Source organism: Modestobacter sp. VKM Ac-2979, from assembly GCF_026967995.1.
Lineage (GTDB): Bacteria > Actinomycetota > Actinomycetes > Mycobacteriales > Geodermatophilaceae > Modestobacter.
The window spans coordinates 541379-561578 of the sequence record NZ_JAPVBO010000002.1 but is presented as its reverse complement, the minus strand read 5'-3'; the positions used below and the strand labels follow the sequence as shown (position 1 = coordinate 561578).

The 20200-nt window shown below is 75.2% G+C and carries 21 protein-coding genes and 1 riboswitch; of the genes, 11 read left to right on the top strand and 10 right to left on the bottom strand.

Translation table 11 applies throughout. The annotated features are described in order from the left end of the window. Positions 1–6 precede the first annotated feature (6 nt). Positions 7–1476: an AAA family ATPase gene (locus tag O2W15_RS07275; RefSeq protein WP_269178924.1), complete on the bottom strand. Its 1470-nt coding sequence runs from the start codon at positions 1474–1476 to the stop codon at positions 7–9. Positions 1477–1546: 70 nt separating this feature from the next. Beyond that, on the bottom strand, positions 1547–1798 hold the full coding sequence (locus O2W15_RS07270) for a DUF3253 domain-containing protein (protein ID WP_269162650.1): 252 nt from the start codon (positions 1796–1798) through the stop codon (positions 1547–1549). 45 nt (positions 1799–1843) lie between these two features. On the opposite strand from O2W15_RS07270, the gene O2W15_RS07265 reads away from it, so the two are divergent. From O2W15_RS07265 to O2W15_RS07255, 3 genes are read left to right on the top strand one after another with little or no spacing between them, the layout of a single operon-like run. Next, the gene (locus O2W15_RS07265) at positions 1844–2797 is read left to right on the top strand and encodes an aldo/keto reductase (protein ID WP_269178923.1); all 954 of its coding nucleotides are present in this window, start codon (positions 1844–1846) and stop codon (positions 2795–2797) included. A 42-nt stretch (positions 2798–2839) separates the two neighbouring features. Next, positions 2840–3358, top strand: a complete 519-nt coding sequence (locus tag O2W15_RS07260; RefSeq protein WP_269178922.1) for a hypothetical protein — start codon at positions 2840–2842, stop codon at positions 3356–3358. A gap of 59 nt (positions 3359–3417) precedes the next feature. Further along, positions 3418–4053 carry a pyridoxamine 5'-phosphate oxidase family protein gene (locus tag O2W15_RS07255; RefSeq protein ID WP_269178921.1) on the top strand — a complete coding sequence of 212 codons (636 nt, stop codon included), beginning with the start codon at positions 3418–3420 and terminating at the stop codon, positions 4051–4053. 3 nt (positions 4054–4056) lie between these two features. On the opposite strand, the gene O2W15_RS07250 is transcribed toward O2W15_RS07255, so the two are convergent. From O2W15_RS07250 to O2W15_RS07240, 3 genes are all read right to left on the bottom strand, one after another. Next, positions 4057–5385: a serine hydrolase domain-containing protein gene (locus O2W15_RS07250; protein WP_269178920.1), complete on the bottom strand. Its 1329-nt coding sequence runs from the start codon at positions 5383–5385 to the stop codon at positions 4057–4059. Positions 5386–5392: 7 nt separating this feature from the next. After that, on the bottom strand, positions 5393–5761 hold the full coding sequence (locus tag O2W15_RS07245; RefSeq protein WP_269178919.1) for a DUF3817 domain-containing protein: 369 nt from the start codon (positions 5759–5761) through the stop codon (positions 5393–5395). Positions 5762–5909: 148 nt separating this feature from the next. After that, positions 5910–7091, bottom strand: a complete 1182-nt coding sequence (locus tag O2W15_RS07240; protein WP_269178918.1) for a C40 family peptidase — start codon at positions 7089–7091, stop codon at positions 5910–5912. 16 nt (positions 7092–7107) lie between these two features. Further along, positions 7108–7263: riboswitch (cyclic di-AMP (ydaO/yuaA leader) on the bottom strand. A gap of 169 nt (positions 7264–7432) precedes the next feature. On the opposite strand from O2W15_RS07240, the gene O2W15_RS07235 reads away from it, so the two are divergent. The 5 genes from O2W15_RS07235 to O2W15_RS07215 all read left to right on the top strand — a co-directional run bounded on the left by O2W15_RS07235 (position 7433) and on the right by O2W15_RS07215 (position 11189). Next, positions 7433–7978 (top strand): hypothetical protein, encoded by a 546-nt coding sequence (locus O2W15_RS07235; protein WP_269178917.1) that lies wholly within the window; start codon positions 7433–7435, stop codon positions 7976–7978. A gap of 4 nt (positions 7979–7982) precedes the next feature. Further along, the gene (locus tag O2W15_RS07230; RefSeq protein WP_269178916.1) at positions 7983–8435 is read left to right on the top strand and encodes a GNAT family N-acetyltransferase; all 453 of its coding nucleotides are present in this window, start codon (positions 7983–7985) and stop codon (positions 8433–8435) included. Continuing rightward, entirely contained in the window at positions 8432–9985 is a 1554-nt protein-coding gene (locus O2W15_RS07225; RefSeq protein WP_269178915.1) for a phytoene desaturase family protein, read from the top strand. The genes O2W15_RS07230 and O2W15_RS07225 overlap by 4 nt, the downstream gene beginning before the upstream one ends. Before the next feature lie 158 nt (positions 9986–10143). Further along, entirely contained in the window at positions 10144–10290 is a 147-nt protein-coding gene (locus O2W15_RS07220; protein WP_269178914.1) for a hypothetical protein, read from the top strand. A gap of 65 nt (positions 10291–10355) precedes the next feature. After that, on the top strand, positions 10356–11189 hold the full coding sequence (locus tag O2W15_RS07215) for a YihY/virulence factor BrkB family protein (RefSeq protein WP_269178913.1): 834 nt from the start codon (positions 10356–10358) through the stop codon (positions 11187–11189). On the opposite strand, the gene O2W15_RS07210 is transcribed toward O2W15_RS07215, so the two are convergent. The 3 genes from O2W15_RS07210 to O2W15_RS07200 all read right to left on the bottom strand — a co-directional run bounded on the left by O2W15_RS07210 (position 11180) and on the right by O2W15_RS07200 (position 14805). Continuing rightward, complete coding sequence (locus O2W15_RS07210; protein WP_269162638.1) at positions 11180–11761, bottom strand: putative glycolipid-binding domain-containing protein; 582 nt, start codon at positions 11759–11761, stop codon at positions 11180–11182. The two genes, O2W15_RS07215 and O2W15_RS07210, sit on opposite strands and share 10 nt — an antisense overlap. A gap of 84 nt (positions 11762–11845) precedes the next feature. Further along, positions 11846–12700, bottom strand: coding sequence for a PPK2 family polyphosphate kinase (locus tag O2W15_RS07205; RefSeq protein ID WP_269178912.1), 855 nt, complete (start codon positions 12698–12700; stop codon positions 11846–11848). 23 nt (positions 12701–12723) lie between these two features. Beyond that, complete coding sequence (locus tag O2W15_RS07200; RefSeq protein ID WP_269178911.1) at positions 12724–14805, bottom strand: HelD family protein; 2082 nt, start codon at positions 14803–14805, stop codon at positions 12724–12726. 102 nt (positions 14806–14907) lie between these two features. Here O2W15_RS07200 and O2W15_RS07195 point away from each other — a divergent pair, with 102 nt between their 5' ends. Next, the gene (locus tag O2W15_RS07195) at positions 14908–15687 is read left to right on the top strand and encodes a YsnF/AvaK domain-containing protein (protein WP_269178910.1); all 780 of its coding nucleotides are present in this window, start codon (positions 14908–14910) and stop codon (positions 15685–15687) included. A 17-nt stretch (positions 15688–15704) separates the two neighbouring features. On the opposite strand, the gene O2W15_RS07190 is transcribed toward O2W15_RS07195, so the two are convergent. Further along, the gene (locus tag O2W15_RS07190) at positions 15705–16388 is read right to left on the bottom strand and encodes an alpha/beta hydrolase (RefSeq protein ID WP_269162634.1); all 684 of its coding nucleotides are present in this window, start codon (positions 16386–16388) and stop codon (positions 15705–15707) included. Positions 16389–16443: 55 nt separating this feature from the next. Here O2W15_RS07190 and O2W15_RS07185 point away from each other — a divergent pair, with 55 nt between their 5' ends. Together O2W15_RS07185 and O2W15_RS07180 are read left to right on the top strand one after the other, a co-directional pair. Further along, complete coding sequence (locus O2W15_RS07185) at positions 16444–17469, top strand: zinc-binding dehydrogenase (RefSeq protein ID WP_269178909.1); 1026 nt, start codon at positions 16444–16446, stop codon at positions 17467–17469. 196 nt (positions 17470–17665) lie between these two features. Then, the gene (locus O2W15_RS07180) at positions 17666–19495 is read left to right on the top strand and encodes an NAD(P)/FAD-dependent oxidoreductase (RefSeq protein ID WP_269178908.1); all 1830 of its coding nucleotides are present in this window, start codon (positions 17666–17668) and stop codon (positions 19493–19495) included. Positions 19496–19521: 26 nt separating this feature from the next. Here the strand turns inward: O2W15_RS07180 and O2W15_RS07175 are convergent, their stop codons facing one another. Further along, entirely contained in the window at positions 19522–20190 is a 669-nt protein-coding gene (locus O2W15_RS07175) for an acVLRF1 family peptidyl-tRNA hydrolase (RefSeq protein ID WP_269178907.1), read from the bottom strand. Positions 20191–20200 lie beyond the last annotated feature (10 nt).

Sequence of the window (20200 nt, the reverse complement as noted above, 5' to 3'; positions counted from 1 at the left end):
CGCAGTTCAGCCCGGTGCGCTGCCCAGCAGGGTGCGGGTCATCGCGTTGCGGGTGTCGAGCAGCTCGTCCAGCGCGCCGGAGAGGTCGACGGCGGACACGCTCAGCGGCCCTGTCTCGGTCCGCTGGGCCGCCAGCAACGCCGCCCGGCGCAGCAGCTCCTTGAGGAACGACGCGGTCACGCCCTCGGTCCGGGCCAGGACGTCGTCCAGTCCGCTGGTGTCCACCTCCAGCCCGCGCCGGTAGAGCTCGAACAGGGCCCGGCGGGCCTCGGCGTCGGGCAGCCGCAGCTCCACGGCCTGGTCCACCCGCCCCGGCCGCGCCGCCAGCGCCGGCTCGAGCAGGTCGGCCCGGTTGGTGGTCAGCACGAAGACGACGTCGGCGTCCTCGGCCAGCCCGTCCATCTCGTTGAGCAGCTGGAACAGCAGCGGGTGCTGGCCGGGGTGCATGCCGCGGTCCTCGGCGATCAGGTCGACGTCCTCGATGACCAGCATCGCCGGCGCCAGCGCGCGGGCGACCGAGCAGGCCTCGGCGATCAGGTGCAGGGCGTTGCCGGTGAGCTGGAGGACCGTCGTCCCGGTCAGCCTGCTGGTCAGGTACCGCACCGTGTGCGTCTTGCCGACGCCGGGCGGCCCGTACAGCAGCACGCCGCGCTTGAGGTGCTGCCCGGCGGCGAGCAGCTGCTCCTTGTGCCGCGCCACCTCCACGACCTGGCGCTGCACCTCCGCGAGCGTGTCCGCGGCGAGCACCAGCTGGTCGGCGGCGAGGGTGGGCCGACGGTGGAACTGCAGCAGCGTCTGGCCGTGGCCGAACACCTCGGCGCCGAAGGACAGCACCTGCCCGCGGAACACGTTCTGTGCCATCGCCGCGGCGCGGATCTCCGTCGCGGCCCGCGCAGCCAGCTCCGGGTCGGTGCTGACCACCTGCACCGTGGTGTTCGGCAGCCCCGACTCCGGCTCCGGGCCGCGCACCAGCACCGCGGTGCGGGCCGGCCCCTCGGTCACCAGGTAGACGCCGCAGCGCACGCACGGCCGCGATTCCCCGTCCGGTCCGGCCGCCCGGTTGACCCGCGAGGCGTTCCCCGGCCGGGGCCCGTACGGGTCCTGCGCCTCCGGTCCCGCCGACAGCAGCTCCCCCAGCCCGAACGGCCGGTGCTGGAAGCCCACGACGCCGACCAGCTGCCAGGCGCGGTCCGCGCCGGCCAGCCAGGTGTCCAGCCCGGCCTGGACGTTCACGTGCTCGTAGCCCGGCCACGCCTCCTCGACGACGTCGAGCTCGGCACCCGCCGGACCGAGATGGGCCAGCAGCAGGCCGGACAGCGTCGTCCGGTCCTCGGCGCGGGCCGCCCCGACGACTGCCCGCACCCCGCGGCGCACCAGCTTGCCGACGTCGGCCAGCTCCGGCCGCGGTGCCGCGGTGGGCGGCGGGTCGAACTCGAGCCTCAGCTCGGACCGGTACGCCTGTCCGTCGACCGCCACGCTGCCCCGCTTCCCGTACGCCGGTGGAGACCGCACGGTAGCGACGCACCGGCCCGCGGGGACAGCCGTTTCAGCCGGGCCGGCGGACCCGCACCGGCCCGCGCGCGGTGGCGACGTCGACCACTGCGCCGGACTGGGTGACCTCGACCGTGCCCGCCGCGGCCAGCCGCCCGGCCGCCGAGCGGGCGGCGGGCATCAGGTCCCGCCAGCCGTCGGGGTCGACCGCCCGGGCCGCCTCCGACGGGCAGATGGACGCACCGGGACGACGCTGGTCCAGCAGGGCGTCGATGGTCTGCTCGAGCACCCGGTCGACGTCGTCCACCCGGTCAGGATGCCCCGGACGCCGTCCGGGTGCTGGGATGGGCCCGTGCCCCACGACTCCGTTGCCCAGCTGGGTGTCGGCCTGGCCGCCGTCGGCCGGCCGGCCTACCTCACCCTCGGCCGGGACGCCGACCTGCCCGCCGACCGCGCCCCCGCCGTCCTCCAGGCCCGCACCTCCGAGCTGCTCGACGCCGCGACCGCGCTGGGCATCGAGTACGTGGACACCGCGCGGTCCTACGGCCGCGCCGAGGAGTTCCTCGCCTCGTGGCTGAGCACCACCGACGCAGCCCCGTTCGTGGCGAGCAAGTGGGGCTATCGCTACACCGCCGACTGGCGCCCGGACGCCACGGTGCACGAGGTCAAGGAGCACACGGAGCCCGCCTTCGAGCGGCAGCTGGCCGAGACGACGGCGCTGCTGGGGCCGTGGCTGAAGCTGTACCAGGTGCACTCGCTGACCGCCGACAGCCCGCTGTGGACCGACCGGCCGCTGCAGCACCGACTGGCCCGGCTGCGCGCCGACGGCGTCGAGCTGGGATTCTCCACCTCCGGGCCGGCCCAGGCCGACGCGGTCCGGCGCGGGCTGGAGCTGACCGTGGACGGCGCGCCGCTGTTCACCAGCGTGCAGTCGACCTGGAACCTGCTGGAGCCCTCGGCCGGGCCGGCGCTGGCCGAGGCGTCGGCCGCCGGCGCCCGGGTGGTCGTCAAGGAGGGCGTCGCCAACGGCCGGCTGACCGACCGGGGCACCGCGCCAGACTCCCCGCTGGCCGCTGCCGCGCGGGAGCGCGGCGCCGGGGTCGACGCCGTCGCCCTGGCGGCGGCGCTGGCCCAGCCGTGGTGCGACGTCGTGCTCTCCGGCGCGGTGACCGTGGCGCAGCTGGAGAGCAACGCCGCCGCCCGCACCCTGGACCTGACCGCGGCGGACCCGACGGCGGCGGGCTGGGTGCAACCCGAGGAGCCAGCGGAGTACTGGTCGGCCCGCAGCCGGCTCAGCTGGCGCTGACGGTCGTTTCGCCCGCCCGGCGGCCCGGGTAGGGCGGCGACCATGGCCACGCACACCCCGTTCGGGACGATCGGCAAGGGCAAGCGCGGGATCAGCACGCTGGGCTGGGTGCTCCGCGGGGCCGCCGCCGGCGCAGCGGGGACGACCGCGCTCAACGCCGTCACCTACCTGGACATGGTCGGCCGGGGCCGGGGCACCAGCTCCACCCCCGAGCAGACGGTCGAGGTGCTCGCGGAGAAGGCCCACGTGTCGATCCCGGGCGACGAGGAGACCCGGCAGAACCGGGTCCAGGGCCTCGGTCCGCTCACCGGGCTGGCGGCCGGGGTCGGGGTCGGGGTGCTCGCCGGGCTCGCCCGGGCGGCCGGCTTCCGCTCCCAGCCCCTCGTCGGGACGGCGCTGACCACGATCGGCGTGCTGATCGGCACCAACGGCCCGATGACCGCGCTCGGGATCACCGACCCGCGCACCTGGTCGGCCACCGACTGGGTCAGCGACGTCGTCCCGCACCTGGCCTACGGCGTCATCGTGAAGACGACGATGGACGCGTTCGACCTCCCCTGACGGCGGACCCGCCCGTTCGCGGTGGCCTCGGGACTGGTCCGGTGGGCCAGACTGGCGCCGTGGACGAGATCACCACCGAGGCGGAGCTGCGCGAGCTGCTGGGTGAACCGGCGCCGCGCGCCGCCACCAAGGACCGCCCCTGCCTGGACGCGATCGACCGGGACTGGCTGGCCGCCTCACCGTTTTGCCTGGTGGCGACCTCGGCGGCCGACGGGAGCTGCGACGTCTCCCCGAAGGGCGATCCGCCCGGGTTCACCGTCGTCCTGGACGACCGGACGATCGCGCTGCCCGAGCGCGCCGGCAACCGTCGTGCCGACGGGTTCCGCAACATCCTGACCAACCCGCACGTCGGGTTGATCTACCTGGTGCCCGGTCGCAGCGACACCTTCCGGGTACAGGGCCGGGCCCGCCTGGTGCGCGACGAGGACCTGCTGGACCGGATGCTCGTCCGCGGACACCGGCCACTGCTGGCCATGGTCGTGGAGATCGAGTCGGTCTTCTACCACTGCGCCAAGGCGTTCCTGCGGTCGCAGCTGTGGGACCCGGCGACCTGGGATCCCGGGGCGTTGCCCTCCCGGGCCCGGATCGCGCACGCCCAGGAGGCTGCCGCCACGCCACTGGCCGAGCTGCAGCAGTACTACGGCGAGCAGTACGCCGCCGGCCTGTACCCCAGCGCCCGACCGTCCGGCGCCTGACGCCTAGGGCGCCGTCCAGCCACGTTCGTCGACCCCGCCGGGCACGGGTGCCTCGGGGTCGTAGGGCGTACGGGTGAGCACGAACGTCGCCAGGTCCAGGTGGTCGGGAGCGATCCGCAGCGTCTCGCCCGCGTAGTAGCCGTCCAGCCCGACCCACGTGCCGTCCGCGCGGGGAGCGAACCGGCTCGCCCGGCCGGACCGGCCGGGCAGCGGCCCCAGGTGCAGCAGGCCACCGGACTGGGCGCGCAGCACCAGCGGAGCCGGCCCCCAGAACCAGACGCCGAGCGAGTCCAGCGGCAGCGGCGGCGGGGACGGCACCCAGGCGTCGACGATCCGGGGCTCGGCGGCCCGCAGGTCGGCCAGCAACCCGGGCACCAGCGGGTCGAGCCCACTGGTCGTGTTGGCCAGCATCACCGCTCCGACCTGCTCGGACCGGTCGACGAAGACCCCGGCGAGGAAGCCTGGCATCGAACCGCCGTGGCCGATGAGGGTGTGCCCGTCGACCCGCAGGACCTGCACCCCCAGCCCGTACGCCGACCACCCGGGGGACGACGAGTCGATCCCGGCCGGCACGGTCATCTCCTCCAGCGTCGCCGGGGAGAGCACGTCGCCGGTGTCGCCGAGCAGGAAGGCGGCGAACCGGCCGAGGTCGGCCAGCGTCGCCCACAGCTGGCCGGCCGCGGCCATGACGCCGGCGTCGTGCTCGGGCTCGGGCAGGACGACGTCTGCCCACGGGTGCACCCCCGCACCCTGCGCCGCCCGACCGGTGGGCCGCGGGGTGGTGCGCTCCATGCCCAGCGGCAGCAGCACCTCGTCCCGGACCACCTCGGCCCAGGAGCGCCCACGATGCCGGGCGACCAGCTCACCGAGCAGCCCGAACCCGAGGTTCGAGTAGTGGAACCGCCGGGCGCTGCCCAGGACGACGTCGTCGTCGGTCAGCCGGAGCTCGGCCAGCGACCCGCCGGGGACGCGCTCCCACCAGCCGCCGGGGCTCTCCGAGCTCGCGCCGGCGAGGTGGGCGAGCAGCTGGCCCACGGTGCGCTCCCCGAAGGGGGTGTCGGGGACGTGCTCCTCGAGCAGGTCGTCGAGCCCCAGGCGGCCCTCGTCGCGCAGCCGGAGCACGGCCAGGGCCGTCACCGTCTTGCTGATCGAGCCCAGCCGGTACTGCACGTCGGTGTGCGGCTCGGCGACGTCGCCGCGACCGGCCGACCAGGCCAGCCCGCCGTCCCGGACGACGCCCGCGACCAGGCTGGGTGCCCGGCCGTCGCGCTGGACCCGTGCGGTGCGGGCCAACAGGGTGCGGGCGGTGGCGGGCAGGACGGGGGTGACCATCGTGCGCTCAGCCGGCCCGGACCGGCGTGGTGGCGTCCACCGGCAGCCGGCCGGTACGCCGGGCCCAGCGCTCGAACCAGATGGTCACCAGTGGCGGGATGGAGGCGGCCAGCGCCAGCAGCCCGGTGGCCGGGGTCCAGCGGAGCACCCGCCACGCCAGCAGGGCGACGACGACGTAGGCCACGAACACCGCACCGTGGACCGGGCCGAAGACCTGCACGCCCAGCTCCGAGGCCTGCAGCACCCGCTTGACGAACATGCCGGCCAGCAGGAGCACCCAGGAGACGGCCTCGGCGATGGCGACGACGCGGAAGACGCGGGCGACCCTCGTGGGGTCGGTCAGTGCGGCGGGCACGGTGCTCCTCGGGGTGGGCATGGCGTGGGCTGTACCTCATCGTGCCCGGCGGGACGGGGTGCCGGTGCGCGTACCCGGGTGATCGTCGCCACCGGGTCCGGACGCGCCGGTGCCCCGGCCGCCGTCAGGCGACCGGGGCACCGGCGGGTGTCGCGGGGTGGTGCAGCTGTCAGCCGGCGACCCGACGCATGGCGGTGATGGGGCCCATGGCGTCGATGCTGGCGACCTTGACCACGTCACCCGACGTCGGCGCGTGGACCATCTGGCCGTTGCCGATGTAGATGCCGATGTGGCTGACCGGGCTGTAGTAGGCGATGAGGTCGCCCGGCTGCAGCTCGCCGCGGGAGACCGCCCGGCCCGACGCCGCCTGCTGCCGGCTGCTGCGGGGCAGGTTGACCCCGGCCGCGGCGTAGGAGTACTTCACCAGCCCGGAGCAGTCGTAGGAGTTCGGGCCGGTGGCGCCCCAGACGTAGGGCTTGCCGCGCTGGGCCATCGCGGTGCTCACCGCGGTGGCGGCAGCGCCGCTGCTGGCCACGACCGGCGCGGCCGGAGCCGGTGCCGGCGCCGCAGCGGCGGCCGGGGCGGGGGCGGCCGCACGGGCAGCGGGGGCCGTGCGCTCGTCGCGCGAGGCGGTCTGGGCGTTGTTGCGCTCCGCCGCCGCGGCGGCCTGGGCCTCGCGCTCGGCTGCGGCTGCCGCCGCTTCTGCGGCCGCGTGCTGCTCGGCCAGGATGCGAGCGCGCTCGCGCTCCTCGGCGGAGAGCCGGTCGTACTCGGCCTGGTACTCGGCGATCTGCTCGTTCAGGTCGGCCTGCTGGGCAGCGACCTCAGCGACCTGGGCCTCCGCGTCGGCGGCGGCCTTCTCGGCAGCGGCCTTCGCCTCGTCGGCGCTGACGGTGGCCTGCTGCGCGACCCCGAGCACCTCGTTGTTGTGCCCGGCGATGCTGTCCAGCGTGCCCATCCGGTCGAGCATCTCGTCGGCGGAGGAGCTGGTGAGCATGGCCTGCAGCGAGGAGAGCTGCTCACCGGTGAAGGCGCTGCGGGCGACCTGGCGCACGTGGTCACGGGCCTCGACCACGGCCGCCTCGGCGGCGACGAGCTCGGCGGCGGCGGCGTCCGAGGCGGCCTTCATGCTGGTCAGCACGTCGGTCGCTTCGTGCATCTTCTCGGTGACGACCTCGAGGTCGTGACCACGGGCGGCGATGAGCTCGGCCGCCTCCTGCGAGGTGGTGGGTGTTTCAGGAGCCGCCAGGGCGGGCACCGGTGCGAGGGCGACGCCACCCGCGACGAACAGAGTGAGCAGGGCCCGTCGGCCGTTGCGGCCACGACGGACAGAGATGTGCGAACTCGCCATGTTCGGCGGGTGTGTCCTTTCTTCCACCTGCCGCCTACCGAGTTAGCTGACGGGTTCGGGCGGGAAGACGCCCGGCTCCTCGGGCCCGCGAGCGGGCCGTGCGGAGCTTCACCCCAGTGCTGCGGTGGGTCCCCGGTCCACGAGCCCGCGAGTGTTGCGGCGAGCCGTGTGGTTCGGCGGCGGTCCTGTCGGTGGTCACCCGGGTGGGCGACTGCGCTGCCCGTCAGGACCGCTGGTGACCGTACGTGCGTTATGTGCTCGTGACAAACGACTGGGGTCAATTTGTGGAAATCCCCGGGCGTGTGCTGCAACACGCTCACCGAGCGTGACAGGCTCGCCGCGTGAAGGGCCTGGCACAGCGGGAGTTCTGCCTCGTGCTGCTCCGCCGCATGGCCGACACGCGACCCGACCTGGTCTCCGAGGCGTTGCCCAGACTCGGCGCCGACCGGGCCGAGGCGCGTGCCGCGCACCGTCGTTGGCGCGCGCTCCATCACACAGAGCGAGCACCGCGCGGGCTCGTGCTGCGCGCTGCCGTGCTCGGTCCATCCGCCGAGCAGGAGGACCGCCGGTTCGGTGACGTCGACCTCGTCGTCCGGCGGTGGCCGCTGCCGCTGTGGCCGCACCTGCGGTGGGAGGTGCTGGGCGGCCCGGACGGCGCGGTGCTCCACGAGCAGCTGGTCCGCGCGCCCGGTTCCGCCGTGCCGGCCGCCGCACCGGGGGCCCTGCGCGTCTGGGAGCACGTGGTGGACGACGTCGTGACCCTGCCCGGCGCGGCCGCGGTGGACCCCGGCGTCCCGAGTCGCTTCGAGGTGCACCTCCCCGGCCGGGTGCGGGCCCGGTTCGTGTGGGGGCTGCTGCAGCAGGTGGACGACGGCGCGCCAGGATGACCCGGTGCCGACCCTCTCCGCCGCCTCGTGGGACGACCCGGACGTCGCCGCGCTGACCGCCGCCCAGCAGGTCGAGCTGCGGGCCCGCTACGGCGGTGCGAGCGAGCCGGGGGTGCCGCCGTCTGCCGCCGACGTCGCCGTCGTCCTCCTCGCCCGGGACGACGACGGCACGCCGATCGGCTGCGGCGCGCTGCGGCCCCTCGGGGACGGCACCGCCGAGCTCAAGCGGATGTACGTCGTCCCGGCGGCGCGTGGGCGGGGCGTCTCCCGGCTGCTGCTCACCGCGCTGGAGGCCGAGGCGGTGGGGCGGGGCTGGACCACCGTGTTGCTGGAGACCGGGCCGCGCCAGCCCGAGGCGGTCGGGCTGTACACCGCGGCCGGCTACCGGCCGATCCCGGCGTTCGGGCACTACGTGGACGACCCGTTCTCGCTCTGCTTCGCTCGGGAGCTGGCGTGAGCACCGCAGCCCGGTACGACGCCGTCGTGGTGGGCGGCGGCCACAACGGGCTGGTCGCCGCCGCCTACCTGGCCCGCGCGGGCTGGTCGGTGCTCGTGCTGGAGCGGCGGGCCGTGCTCGGCGGCGCCGCGGTCAGCGAGCAGGTCTTCCCGGGCGTCGGCGTCCGGCTGTCGGCCTACTCCTACCTGGTCAGCCTGCTGCCCGACCGGGTCGTCACCGACCTGGCGCTGCCGATCACCCTGCTGGACCGGGCGGTCGCCTCCTACACCCCGCTGCGCCGCGGCGGTGCGGCCACCGGGCTGCTGGTCGAGCGGGACGAGGGGCCGGAGACGGCGGCCTCCTTCCGCGCCCTCACCGGCTCGGACGCCGAGTTCGCCGGCTGGCAGCGGTTCTACGGCCGACTGACCACCCTCGCCGAGGACCTGGCCCCCACCCTGACCGGACCGCTGCCCAGCGAGGCGGCGGTCACCGCGCGCCTGCGGGACCCGGAGATCTGGCGCGACCTGCGGGAACGGCCGCTGGCCGACGTCGTCGCCGACCACCTGACCGACGACGAGGTGCGGGGCATCGCGCTCACCGACGGGCTGATCGGCACCTTCGCCGACGTGCACGCCGCCGACGGCCTGGCCGGCCGGTGCTTCCTGTACCACCTCATCGGCAACGGCACCGGCCGCTGGCGGGTGCCGGTCGGTGGGATGGGTGCGGTCAGCGGCGCGCTGGCCGACGCAGCCCGGGCGCGCGGTGCCGCACTGCTCACCCGCGCCGAGGTCACCGCGGTCGAGACCCGGGCCGACGGCGTCACCGTGCACTGGACCGACGCCGACGGGACGGCGCACGCGGCCGACGCCGGGCACCTGGTCAGCGGCGCGGCCCCGGCCGTGCTCGACGAGCTGCTGGGCGCCGCCCCGGCGCCGCGGCCGTCGGGGTCGCAGCTGAAGGTCAACATGGTGCTGCGCCGGCTGCCCGGGCTGCGGTCCGGCGCGGATCCCCGCCGGGTCTTCAGCGGCACCGTGCACGTCGACGAGGCGGCCGGCCAGCTCGACGCCGCGTACGCGCAGGCCGCGGCCGGGCAGCTGCCCGAGGTGGTCCCCTTCGAGGTGTACTGCCACTCGCTCACCGACCCGTCGATCGTCGGCGACACCGGGCTGCACACCCTGACCCTGTTCGGGTTGCACACGCCGGCCGAGCTCTACGCGGCCGACCCCGTCGGGACCCGGACGGAGGCGGTGCGGCGGGTGCTGGCCCAGCTGGACGCCCACCTGACCGAGCCGCTGGCCGACTGCCTGGCCACCGACGGCGACGGGCGGCCGTGCCTGCAGGCGTCCTCGCCGCTGGACGTCGAGGCGTCGCTGGCGATGCCGGGCGGGCACATCTTCCACGGCGACCTCGCCTGGCCGGTCGCGCCCGACCCGGAGGCCGTCGGCACCTGGGGCGTGGCGACGGCGCATCCGCGGGTGGTCGCCGCCTCCTCGGGCGGCACGGTGCGCGGCGGTGCGGTCAGCGGCCTGGGCGGCTTCGCCGCGGCGCAGCACCTGCTCGGGGTCCACTGAGCGGAGTGGTCCACTGAGCGGAGTGGGTCACGTCTCAGGCGTGAGCGTCCGCAGAACTGGGCAGGCACCGGACACAGCCGCCCGCTCGCCCGAGCAGGCCGGCGACCCGGGGAGACCACGTGTCGGACCGGGGCGCGTACCGATTCCCAGGAGGACCGATGAGCGAGCGACCCGACGGCCGCACCGACCGCAGCGGACAGGGCAGGCTGCCGAAGAACCGGGCCCGCCTGATCATCGTCGCGACCTTCGTGCTGATCCTGGTGGTGGCCTTCACCTTCATGATCCTGGTCGGCACCCTCGGCTGACCTCCAGACCACGGCGCCGGGCGCGCCGCCGAGCGGGACCAGGCCGGACCTGGTCACATGACCCGGTGCAGCTGGCGAGGGAGGCGCGCGGCCTGCTGAGGGCGATCCGGGCCCGCCTGCGCAACCGGGACACCGCACTGATCGCCGCCGGGCTCACCTTCTACGCCGGGATCGCCGTCGTCCCGGCGCTGGTGCTCTCCCTGGGGCTGACCAGCTGGGTGGCCGGGGCCGACGAGGTGCGCGAGCTCGCCACCCGGCTGTCCGAGGTGCTGCCCGACGAGCTGGGCGCCCCGGCAGCGGTGCAGCGGCTGGCCGAGGCGGGCACCGGCCTCAGCGTCGTCGGTGCCCTGCTGACCCTGCTGCCGATCTCGCTCTACGGCGAGGGGCTGCGCCGGGCGCTGCTGCGGTTCAGCCCGGCGCACGACCGGTTCACCGCCTGGCGGGGCCGGGCGCTGGCCCTGCCCCTGCTGGTGCTGGCACCGCTGCTGCTGTACCCGTTGCTGCTGGTCGCTGGGGTGCTCGCGCACCTGGCCGAGACCCCCGGGTTCGGCGCCGCGGTCGGCGGGTTCGCCACCGGCTACTACTCGGTGCTGTTCGCGCTCACCCTGCCGCTGGTGTGGATCTTCCGGGTCGTCGCGGCCAGCCGGCTGGGCTGGCGGGCGGTGCTGTCCGGGGCGCTGTTCACCGCCGCCTGCCTGTCCGGCTTCCTGCAGGGGTTCGTGCTGTTCCTGGCCCTGCCGCTGGACCTCGGCGCCCCGTTCGGCGGCCTCACCGTGGTCGGCGGCGTGATCGCCATCGGGTTCTGGCTGTTCCTGCTCCAGTTCGTCCTCATCGGCGGCTGGTTGTTCACCCAGGCCCTGGACGAGCGCCTCGACCGCGGGACACCGGTTCAGAGCTGACGGACGGCGATGCCCGGGTAGTCGAGCACCAGCCCGGACGGGTCGAACACCAGCTGGCAGCTGAAGTCGAAGGCCGGGGACTTGTAGTGGAACTGCCGGTGGGCCCCGTCGTCGTGCAACCGGGTGTAGGACTGCTCGAGCCGGTCGACGCCCAAGCCCACGGCCCGCACGTAGGCGGCCGGCGCGGACGCCCGCCGCCCCACCGCCAGGTCGAGCCGGTGCACGGGCAGTGCGTTGGTCATGGCCGAGGACTCCAGGTCGACGTCCTGGCAGCCGTCCAGGTCCGGTGCCCGGAGCCCGTCGACGTGCCAGCGGCCGTCGCCGATCGAGTCCAGCGTGGTCCTGCGGGCACCCATCGACGACCGCCCGGTGACCACCGCCCGGCGAGTGGCCCAGGCGGCGTCGAGATCGAGGGTGTAGTCGACGGTCCAGGCCACGCCGGCCTCGACCGCCGTGGTGCAGCCGACCACCTGCCAGCCCCCGCCGGACCGCCGGAAGTGCACCACCTCGAAACCGGTGCGGGCCTGCTGGTGGCGCCATGCGGCAACGGCCGGCGGGTCGACGAAGCTCACGTCGGCACCCCGCTCCTCGGCCCAGCCGGCGCGCGCTCCACCGGGCCGCCCAAGCTACCCGGGCACCCCGTGCTCCACCAGCACTCAGTGGGCGACCGGGTGCTCCTCGATCAGCCGGTCGCGCTGCTCGTCGACGTCCCATTCCGGCTCCGGCAGCCGGGGCTGCAGCTCGGTCAGCGTCTCCAGCAGCAGCCGGCCGACCGCCCAGTTGCGGTACCACTTCCGGTCGGCCGGGACGACGTACCACGGTGCGGTGTCGGTGTCGGTGCGCTCCAGGGCGGTGGCGTACGCCTGCTGGTACTGCGGCCACAGGGCCCGCTCGTCGATGTCCGCGGGGTCGAACTTCCAGCGCTTGCTCGAGTCGTCGAGGCGGGCCAGCAGGCGCTGCTTCTGCTCCCACGGCGACAGGTGCAGCAGCACCTTGACCACCGTGACGTCGTCGGCGACGAGCTGGCGCTCGAACCGCACGATCTCCCGGTAACGCCGCTCGATCACCTCCGGGGTCGCCAGCTCGCGCACCCGGCCGATCAGCACGTCCTCGTAGTGCGAACGGTCGAAGACACCGACCTTGCCCGGCCCGGGCAGCGCCCGGCGCACCCGCCAGAGGAAGGAGTGCCGCAGCTCCTCCGGCGTCGGCGCGCCGAAGCTCGCCACCGCCACCCCGTGCGGCTCCATCGCGCCGACGACGTGCTTCACCACGCCGCCCTTGCCGCTGGTGTCCATGCCCTGCAACACCAGCAGGACCCGCCGTCGGCTGCCGCCGCTGCCCTCCGCGTAGAGCCGCTGCTGCAGCTCGGCCAGGTGGGTGGCGTCCAGCCGCGTCGCCTCCCGGGTGCGCTCCTTGTCGCCGGGCGCCAGTGGCGTCGACCGCGGGTCGATCTCGCGCAGCTCGATCGGGGCGGCGGGGACGCGCAGCGCGCGGCGCAGGGAGTCGGGCATGCCCGGGAGCCTAGGGACGCCGCTCAGCAGGATGGGACGGCGGTGATCTCCTCGACCAGCAGGTCGGGCAGGTCGGCGTGGTGGAGCACGACCAGGCTGCTCACCGCCCGGGTGAGGACGACGTAGAGCCGGTGCAGCCCGCGCGGCTCCGCGGCGACGATCGCGGCCGGCTCCACCACCACGACGTGGTCGAACTCCAGCCCCTTCACCAGCCCGGCCGGGACGACGGACACCCGGGCCGGCGCCGAACCGTCGTCGGCCAGCGGCGTCACGTCCAGCCCGGCCGCGGTGAGCACCCCGACCACCTCGGCGACCGACGCGTCGGCGCAGACCACCCCGGTCGACCCGGCTCTGGCCGCCAGCTCGCCGACCACCTCGGCCAGCGGCCCGGCCAGCGTGCCCACCGGCCGCAGCTGCAGCGCCCCCGGCTCCCGGCGGGCCGCGGTGGCTGCGGCCAGCCCGGGGGCGATCGCCGGCAGCAGCCGGTTGGCGAAGTCCAGCACCTCGCCCGGCACCCGGTAGCCCCGGGTGAGCGGCCGCACGGTCGTGGCCGGCCGGCCGAGCGCCGTCAGTGTCTGCGACCAGTCCGCCACCGACCACGGGCTGGTGGCCTGGGCCAGGTCGCCCAGCACGGTCAGCGAACCCGCGCCCAGCCGGCGGGCGACGGCGCGGCACTCCATCGGGGAGAGGTCCTGCGCCTCGTCCACCACCACGTGCCCGTAGCCCGGGGTGCGCTCCAGCATCCCGGCCACCTCGTCGACCAGCACCGCGTCCGCGGCGGTCCACCGCGCGGCGCGCACCGACCGCGGCGGCTTCGGCCAGTGCATCAGCGCCTGCTCCTCCTCGGTCAGCACGCCCCGGGCTGCCCGGGCCAGCCGCTCGGGGTCGGTGAACAGGTCGTGCACGAGACCGGCGGCGTCCACCGCCGGCCAGACGGCGTCGCAGAAGGCCCGCACCTCGGCGCTGCGGGCGGTCCGCCGGGTCTCCGCGTCGGTCGGGCTGCCCCCACCGGCCTCCTTCAGCCGCCGGGCGTACTCGGCCAGCCCCATCGCCAGCCGCTCCCGGCCGGCGGCGTAGTGCACCAGCTGCTGGTCGTCGACCCCGGAGGTCCCGGCCCGGCGCAGGTCGTCGACGAAGCGCTTGAGCCGGTCCTCACCGATCCGGTACTTCCGCCCGGACAGCGTCACCTGCACCGAGTCCGTCGGCTTGCGGATGCCGCCCCACAGCGCCCGGCGCAGCACTTCGGCCATCCGCGGATCGCCCTTGAGGACGGCGACCGCCGGCTCGTCCTGGGCGCGCACGGTCACCCGGGCGGTGAGGCTCGCGACCGTCGCCTGGTCGACCTCCACCTCGCCCAGCGCCGGCAGCACCTGCTCGATGTACCGCAGGAACGCCCGGTTCGGCCCGACCACCAGCACACCGGTGCGGGCCAGCTGGTCCCCGTGCGTGTAGAGCAGGTAGGCCGCCCGGTGCAGCCCGACCGCCGTCTTCCCGGTGCCCGGGGCGCCCTGCACGCAGATCGACTCGGTCAGCGGCGCCCGGACGATGTCGTCCTGGTCGGGCTGGATGGTGGCCACGATGTCGCGCATCGGGCCGCTGCGCGGGCGCTCGATCTCCTGCCGGAGGAGCTCACCGGTCCCGCCGTCGTCCTGGCCGTCGGCGAGCAGTTCGTCCTCGTAGCTGGTCAGCTCGCCGTCGGCGAAGCCGAACCGGCGACGGCGCAGCAGGCCCTGCGGTTCGGCGGCGCTGGCCTGGTAGAACGGCCGGCTCATCGGAGCCCGCCAGTCGATGACGACCGGGTCGCCGGCCGCGTCGCGCACGTGGCGGCGGCCGATGTGGAAGGTCTCCGGGTCGGTGCCACCGGCAGCGTCGGTGCGGCCGAAGAAGGCCGGGACGCCCGGGTCGGCGGCGAGCGCGAGCAGTCGCTCGGCGCGGGCGGCGCCGAGTCGCTCGGAGGCCCAGGCGTCGACGCCGGCATCGGCGACCGCGACGGCGGCGGCACGCATGGAGGTCAGGCACCCGGCGGCGTGGGCCAGGTGGTCGCGTTCGGCGGCGAGGACGGGATCGGCGGCGGTGGGGTGGGCCGGGGCGGACGGCGCGGACACGATCGGAGGACGCTACGCGCGGACCGTGCTCGGCTCAACCGACTTCCGGCACGACCCGCCGGACGATGTGTAGACCACCGGCATCTGGATCACCCACCAGTCATGGCCAGCGACCCGACTCCCCCCTCTGTCATCGGTGCGATCGCCCACGACCGCGACGGGAAGCCGCTGGGCACGGTCACCGCGGTCTACCTGGACGACGTGACCGAGCAGCCCACCTGGGTGGGCCTCACCCCGGGGACGCACGCCGCCCCGGACGACGACGAGGTCCCGCTCATCGCCCCGGTCACCGGGTCCCAGCTCGCGGAGGACCGGATGCAGCTGGCGGTCGACTCCGCCGCCGTCCACTCCGCGCCCCGGGCGACCCGGCCGGACCACCTGAGCCCGGAGGAGGAGACGGCGCTGCTCGAGCACTACCGCGGGTCGTCGACCACGCCGGCCCGGGGCGGCGACGGGAGTCTCGCCCGGCGCGGCGAGGACGTCCCTGCCCGGGGCGGCGACGGCACGATGACCCTCGCCGAGGAGCAGCTGGACGTCACGACCGTGGTCGAGCCCTGGACCCGGGCCGTGATCCGTATCGAGGAGGTCAGCGAGGAGGTGCTGGTGCCGGTGACGATCACCCGGCAGCGCGCCCGGATCGAGCACTTGCCGCTGGCACACGGCGACCGCGAGCCGGGCCAGGCGGCGACGGGCGAGCGGCAGCCCTCCCGGAGCACCGGCTGGGTCACCCTGTACGCCGAGGAGCCGCGGGTGTCCCTGGAGCGGGTGCCGGCCGAGCGGGTACGGCTCACCACGACGTGGGAGACCGAGCAGTCGTCGGTCACCGAGCAGCTGCGGCACGAAGAGGTCGATCTCTCCACCGCCGACACGCCGCGCGACTGAGTCGCCGCCCCGGCCGGTCAGCCGGCCGGGGCGCCGAGCCACCAGTCCAACCCGGCGCTCACCAGCTCCGGGGTGAGCACGTGGCCACCGGCGAACTCCTCGTAGGTCACGTCGTAGCCGTCGGCGAGCAGCTCGGCCGACACCCGCCGTCCGCACCGGTCCACCGGCAGCACCGGGTCCTCGGTGCCGTGGCTCAGCCAGAACCTCGCCCGGCCGTACCGGCCCGGCGAGGAGACGAAGCCCGGGGAGAACGCCAGCACGGCGGCGGCCAGGTCGCCGTTGGCCACCCCCAGCGACAGCGCGTAGGAACCACCGTCGGAGAAGCCCGACATCGCCACCTGGCTGACCGGGCAGCCGGCGAAGACCTGCGCGAGCGCCGCGTCCAGGACGGCGACGTCCCGGCCCAGGCCGCCGTCGATCAGGTCCCACGTGGTGCCGGTCGAGGTCGGGGCGAGCACCAGCACGTCCCGGGCGGTGACCAGCTCGGCGACGGCGGCCAGCGACTGCTCCGCCGTCCCCCCGGCACCGTGGAAGAACACCAGCAGGGGGCGCGGCCGCGGATCGCCGGGCGGGACGGCGAGCAGCGCCTCCGCGCCGGGCCCGAGGTCGAGCCGGGTGACCCCCGGACCGGGGGCGGTGCCGGTCGGCTGGTCGGGGCGGCTGTCGAGGCGGCCGTCCGCCGCGCGTGAGGAAGGAGACACCACGCTCCCCTACCCCCGGACGGCGCGCCTGCACGGCCGAGGGCAGGGTGGGGTGGTGCCCGAGACGATCCCTGACTCCATGCTCGCCGGACGGCTGAACGTCCGGACCCGCGACTTCGCCGTCACCGAGGTGCCCGTGCCGACCCCGGGCCCCGGTGAGGTGCTGGTCCGGGTACGTGCCGCCGGCGTCTGCCTGTCCGACGTGCACCTGATCGAGGGCGAGCTGACCCCGCTGTTCCTCCCCGGGGACACGGTGACCCTGGGCCACGAGGTGGCCGGCACCGTCGCGGCGCTGGGCGCCGGCGTGACCGGCTGGGCCGACGACCAACGGGTGCTGCTGCAGGCCGGGGAGGAGCGGCACGGCGTGGTGCACACCCGCGGCGTCGACTACGACGGCGGATGGGCGCAGTACGCCGTCGCCCGGGCCGACACGCTGGTCGCCGTCCCCGACGACCTGCCGCTGGAGCAGGCCTGCATCGTGCCGGACGCGGTCTCCACCCCGTGGGCGGCGATCACCGCCACGGCCGGGGTCCGGCCGGCCCAGCCGGTCGGCGTCTGGGGCATCGGCGGGCTGGGGGCGCACGGTGTGCAGCTGCTCCGGCTGGCCGGTGCGGCGCCGATCATCGCCGTCGACCCGGTGCCGGCCGCCCGGGAACGCGCGCTGCAGTTCGGTGCGGACCTGGCGCTGGACCCGGCCGAGGACGACCTGGTCGACCAGGTGCGCGCGGCCACCGGCGGCGCCGGACTGGCGTTCGCCTTCGACTTCGCCGGCGTCGCCGCGGTTCGCGAGCAGGCGGTGCGCGCGCTCGGCGTCGGTGGCGCGCTCGTGCTGGTCGGACTGACCAGGCAGCCAGTGACGATCAAGGACGGCACGGCGTTCAGCTACTTCGGGCAGAAGGTGCTGGGCCACTACGGGTCGATGCCCGAGCACGTCGTCGAACTGGTGCAGCTGGTGCGGCACCACCGGATCGACTTCGCCCGCTCGGTCAGCGACACCCTGCCGCTCAGCGAGGCGGCGACCGCGGTCGAGCGGCTGTCGAGCAAGGAGGGCAACCCCATCCGGCTGGTCCTGCAGCCCTGAACTGATGGGGCCGAAGTCGCGACTTTGGCCCCTCCGGAGTCACCCCGTGTGACGTGAGTCATACGGCGGGTGGCGGCGCTCGACGGTCGCCGGGCCGGGTCCGGCGCCGCTCTCTCGTCGGGCCTCGCGGGGGTGGTCAGCTGCACCCGGACGCCGGTCGCGGCGGCCACTCCTCCGACGACGCAGGAGCCGCGCGGTGACCCAGACCCTGGACCCGACCGACACCACGACCACCGACGCCGACGACCCGGGCAGCCGGGTCGGGGCCTGGCTGGAGGAGTTCCAGTCGGCCCTGACCGCCCGGGACGTCGACCGGGTGGCCGAGCTCTTCGCCCCCACCTGCTTCTGGCGCGACCTGGTCGCCTTCAGCTGGAACATCACCACGGTCGAGGGGCAGGACGGCGTCCGGGACCTGCTCCAGGCCACGCTCGACCGCACCGACCCGCAGGGCTTCCGGGCCAGCGAACCGGCCACCGGCGCCGACGGCGTCGACGAGGCGTGGATCGCCTTCGAGACGGCGGTCGGCCGCGGCCGCGGGCACCTGCGGCTGCAGGACGGCAGGGCCTGGACCCTGCTGACCACGCTGTTCGAGCTGACCGGGCACGAGGAGCCGGTCCGGGCCCGGCGGCCGATGGGCGCCGAGCACGGTGTCCACCGGGACCGGGAGACCTGGCGGGACCGCCGCGAGCGGGAGGCCCGCGAGCTCGGGTACGAGACCCAGCCCGTCGTGCTGGTCGTGGGCGGCGGGCAGGGCGGCATCGCCCTCGGGGCCCGGCTCCGCCAGCTCGACGTCCCGACGATCGTGATCGACAAGCACCCGCGCCCGGGTGACCAGTGGCGCAGCCGCTACAAGTCGCTGTGCCTGCACGACCCGGTCTGGTACGACCACCTGCCCTACATCCCGTTCCCGGACAACTGGCCGGTCTTCGCCCCCAAGGACAAGATCGCCGACTGGCTGGAGTCCTACACCCGGGTGATGGAGCTGGACTACTGGGCGAACACCCGGGCGATCAGCGCCGCCTACGACGAGAAGACCGCCGAGTGGACGGTCACCGTCGAGCGGGACGGCGTGCCGGTGGTGCTGCGCCCGCAGCAGCTGGTGCTGGCCACCGGGATGTCGGGGAAGCCCAACGTCCCGGTGCTGCCCGGACAGGACGTCTTCCGCGGCGACCAGCACCACTCCTCGGCCCACCCCGGGCCGGACGCCTACCGGGGCAGGCGCTGCGTCGTCATCGGCTCGAACAACTCGGCCTTCGACATCTGCGGGGCGCTCTGGGAGAACGGCGCCGACGTCACGATGGTCCAGCGCTCCTCGACCCACATCGTCCGGTCGGACTCGCTGATGGAGATCGGGTTGGGCGCGCTGTACTCCGAGGAGGCCGTGGCCGGCGGCATGACGACGGAGAAGGCGGACCTGACGTTCGCCTCGCTGCCCTACCGGATCATGCACGAGTTCCAGATCCCGCTGTACGACCAGATGCGGGAGCGGGACGCCGACTTCTACCAGCGGCTCGAGGCGGCCGGGTTCGACCACGACTGGGGCGAGGACGGGTCGGGCCTGTTCATGAAGTACCTGCGCCGCGGCTCCGGCTACTACATCGACGTGGGCGCCGCCGACCTCGTCGCGAACGGCGACGTCCGGCTGGTCCGGGGCCAGGTCGACCACCTGACCGAGGACTCGGTCGTGCTGGCCGACGGCACCGAGCTCCCGGCCGACCTGGTCGTCTACGCCACCGGGTACGGGTCGATGAACGGCTGGGCCGCCGACCTGATCAGCCAGGAGGTCGCCGACCGGGTGGGCAAGGTGTGGGGCCTGGGCTCGGACACCGCCAAGGACCCCGGGCCGTGGGAGGGCGAGCAGCGCAACATGTGGAAGCCCACCCAGCAGGAGGCGCTGTGGTTCCACGGCGGCAACCTGCACCAGTCCCGGCACTACTCGCTCTACCTGGCACTGCAGCTCAAGGCCCGGCAGGTGGGCATCCCGACCCCGGTGTACCGGCTCCAGGAGACCCACCACACCTGCTGAGGGGCCGGAATCGCGACTTCGGCCCCTCAGGTGCGGTCGGTGGGCTCCACGATGTGCACCCTGACGGCCCGGAACTGGGCCGGGGTCTCCAGCAGCACGGCCTTGGTCGGCTCGCCGACCTCCAGTGCAGGCAGGCGCGGGAGGTCGGCCAGCCGGCGGAGTCGCGGGTCGGTGAGCACCTCCGCGGCCAGGCCCTTGTCCCCGCCCGGGGCCAGGCCGGCGAGCGTGCCGGCGTGCGGCAGCAGCACCCGGGCGGCGGTGTCCGCGGCATGGCTGACGACGGCGTCGGTCTGGTGCCCGCGCCGCCGGGCGAACCGCTGCTGCGACCACCCGCCGGCGGCGGTGCGGCCCTGCACCTGGCGGGAGTCGACCTTGGAGACGACGAGTTCCGCGCCGTCGAACACCCCGACCGCCCAGCGGCCGCGCCGGACCAGCAGGACGGCGGTGCGCCGCGGCACCTTGGCCGCGGCGCTGAAGGCGGTCAGCGGCGCGGGGCCCGGCGTCCAGCCGTAGGGGGCGGTCAGCCGCACCGTGGTGGTGTCCTGGCAGGTCACCGTGACCACGCCCGCCTCGTCGGCCCGGACGTCGGTGAACGCGCCGTGCCGCCGGACGACGCCGTCCAGCCAGCGGTCCAGCCGCTCCGGGGCGACCCCGAGCGATCGCCCGCCACCGGCGGCGGGGCGGGGTGCGGTCACCGGCCGAGCA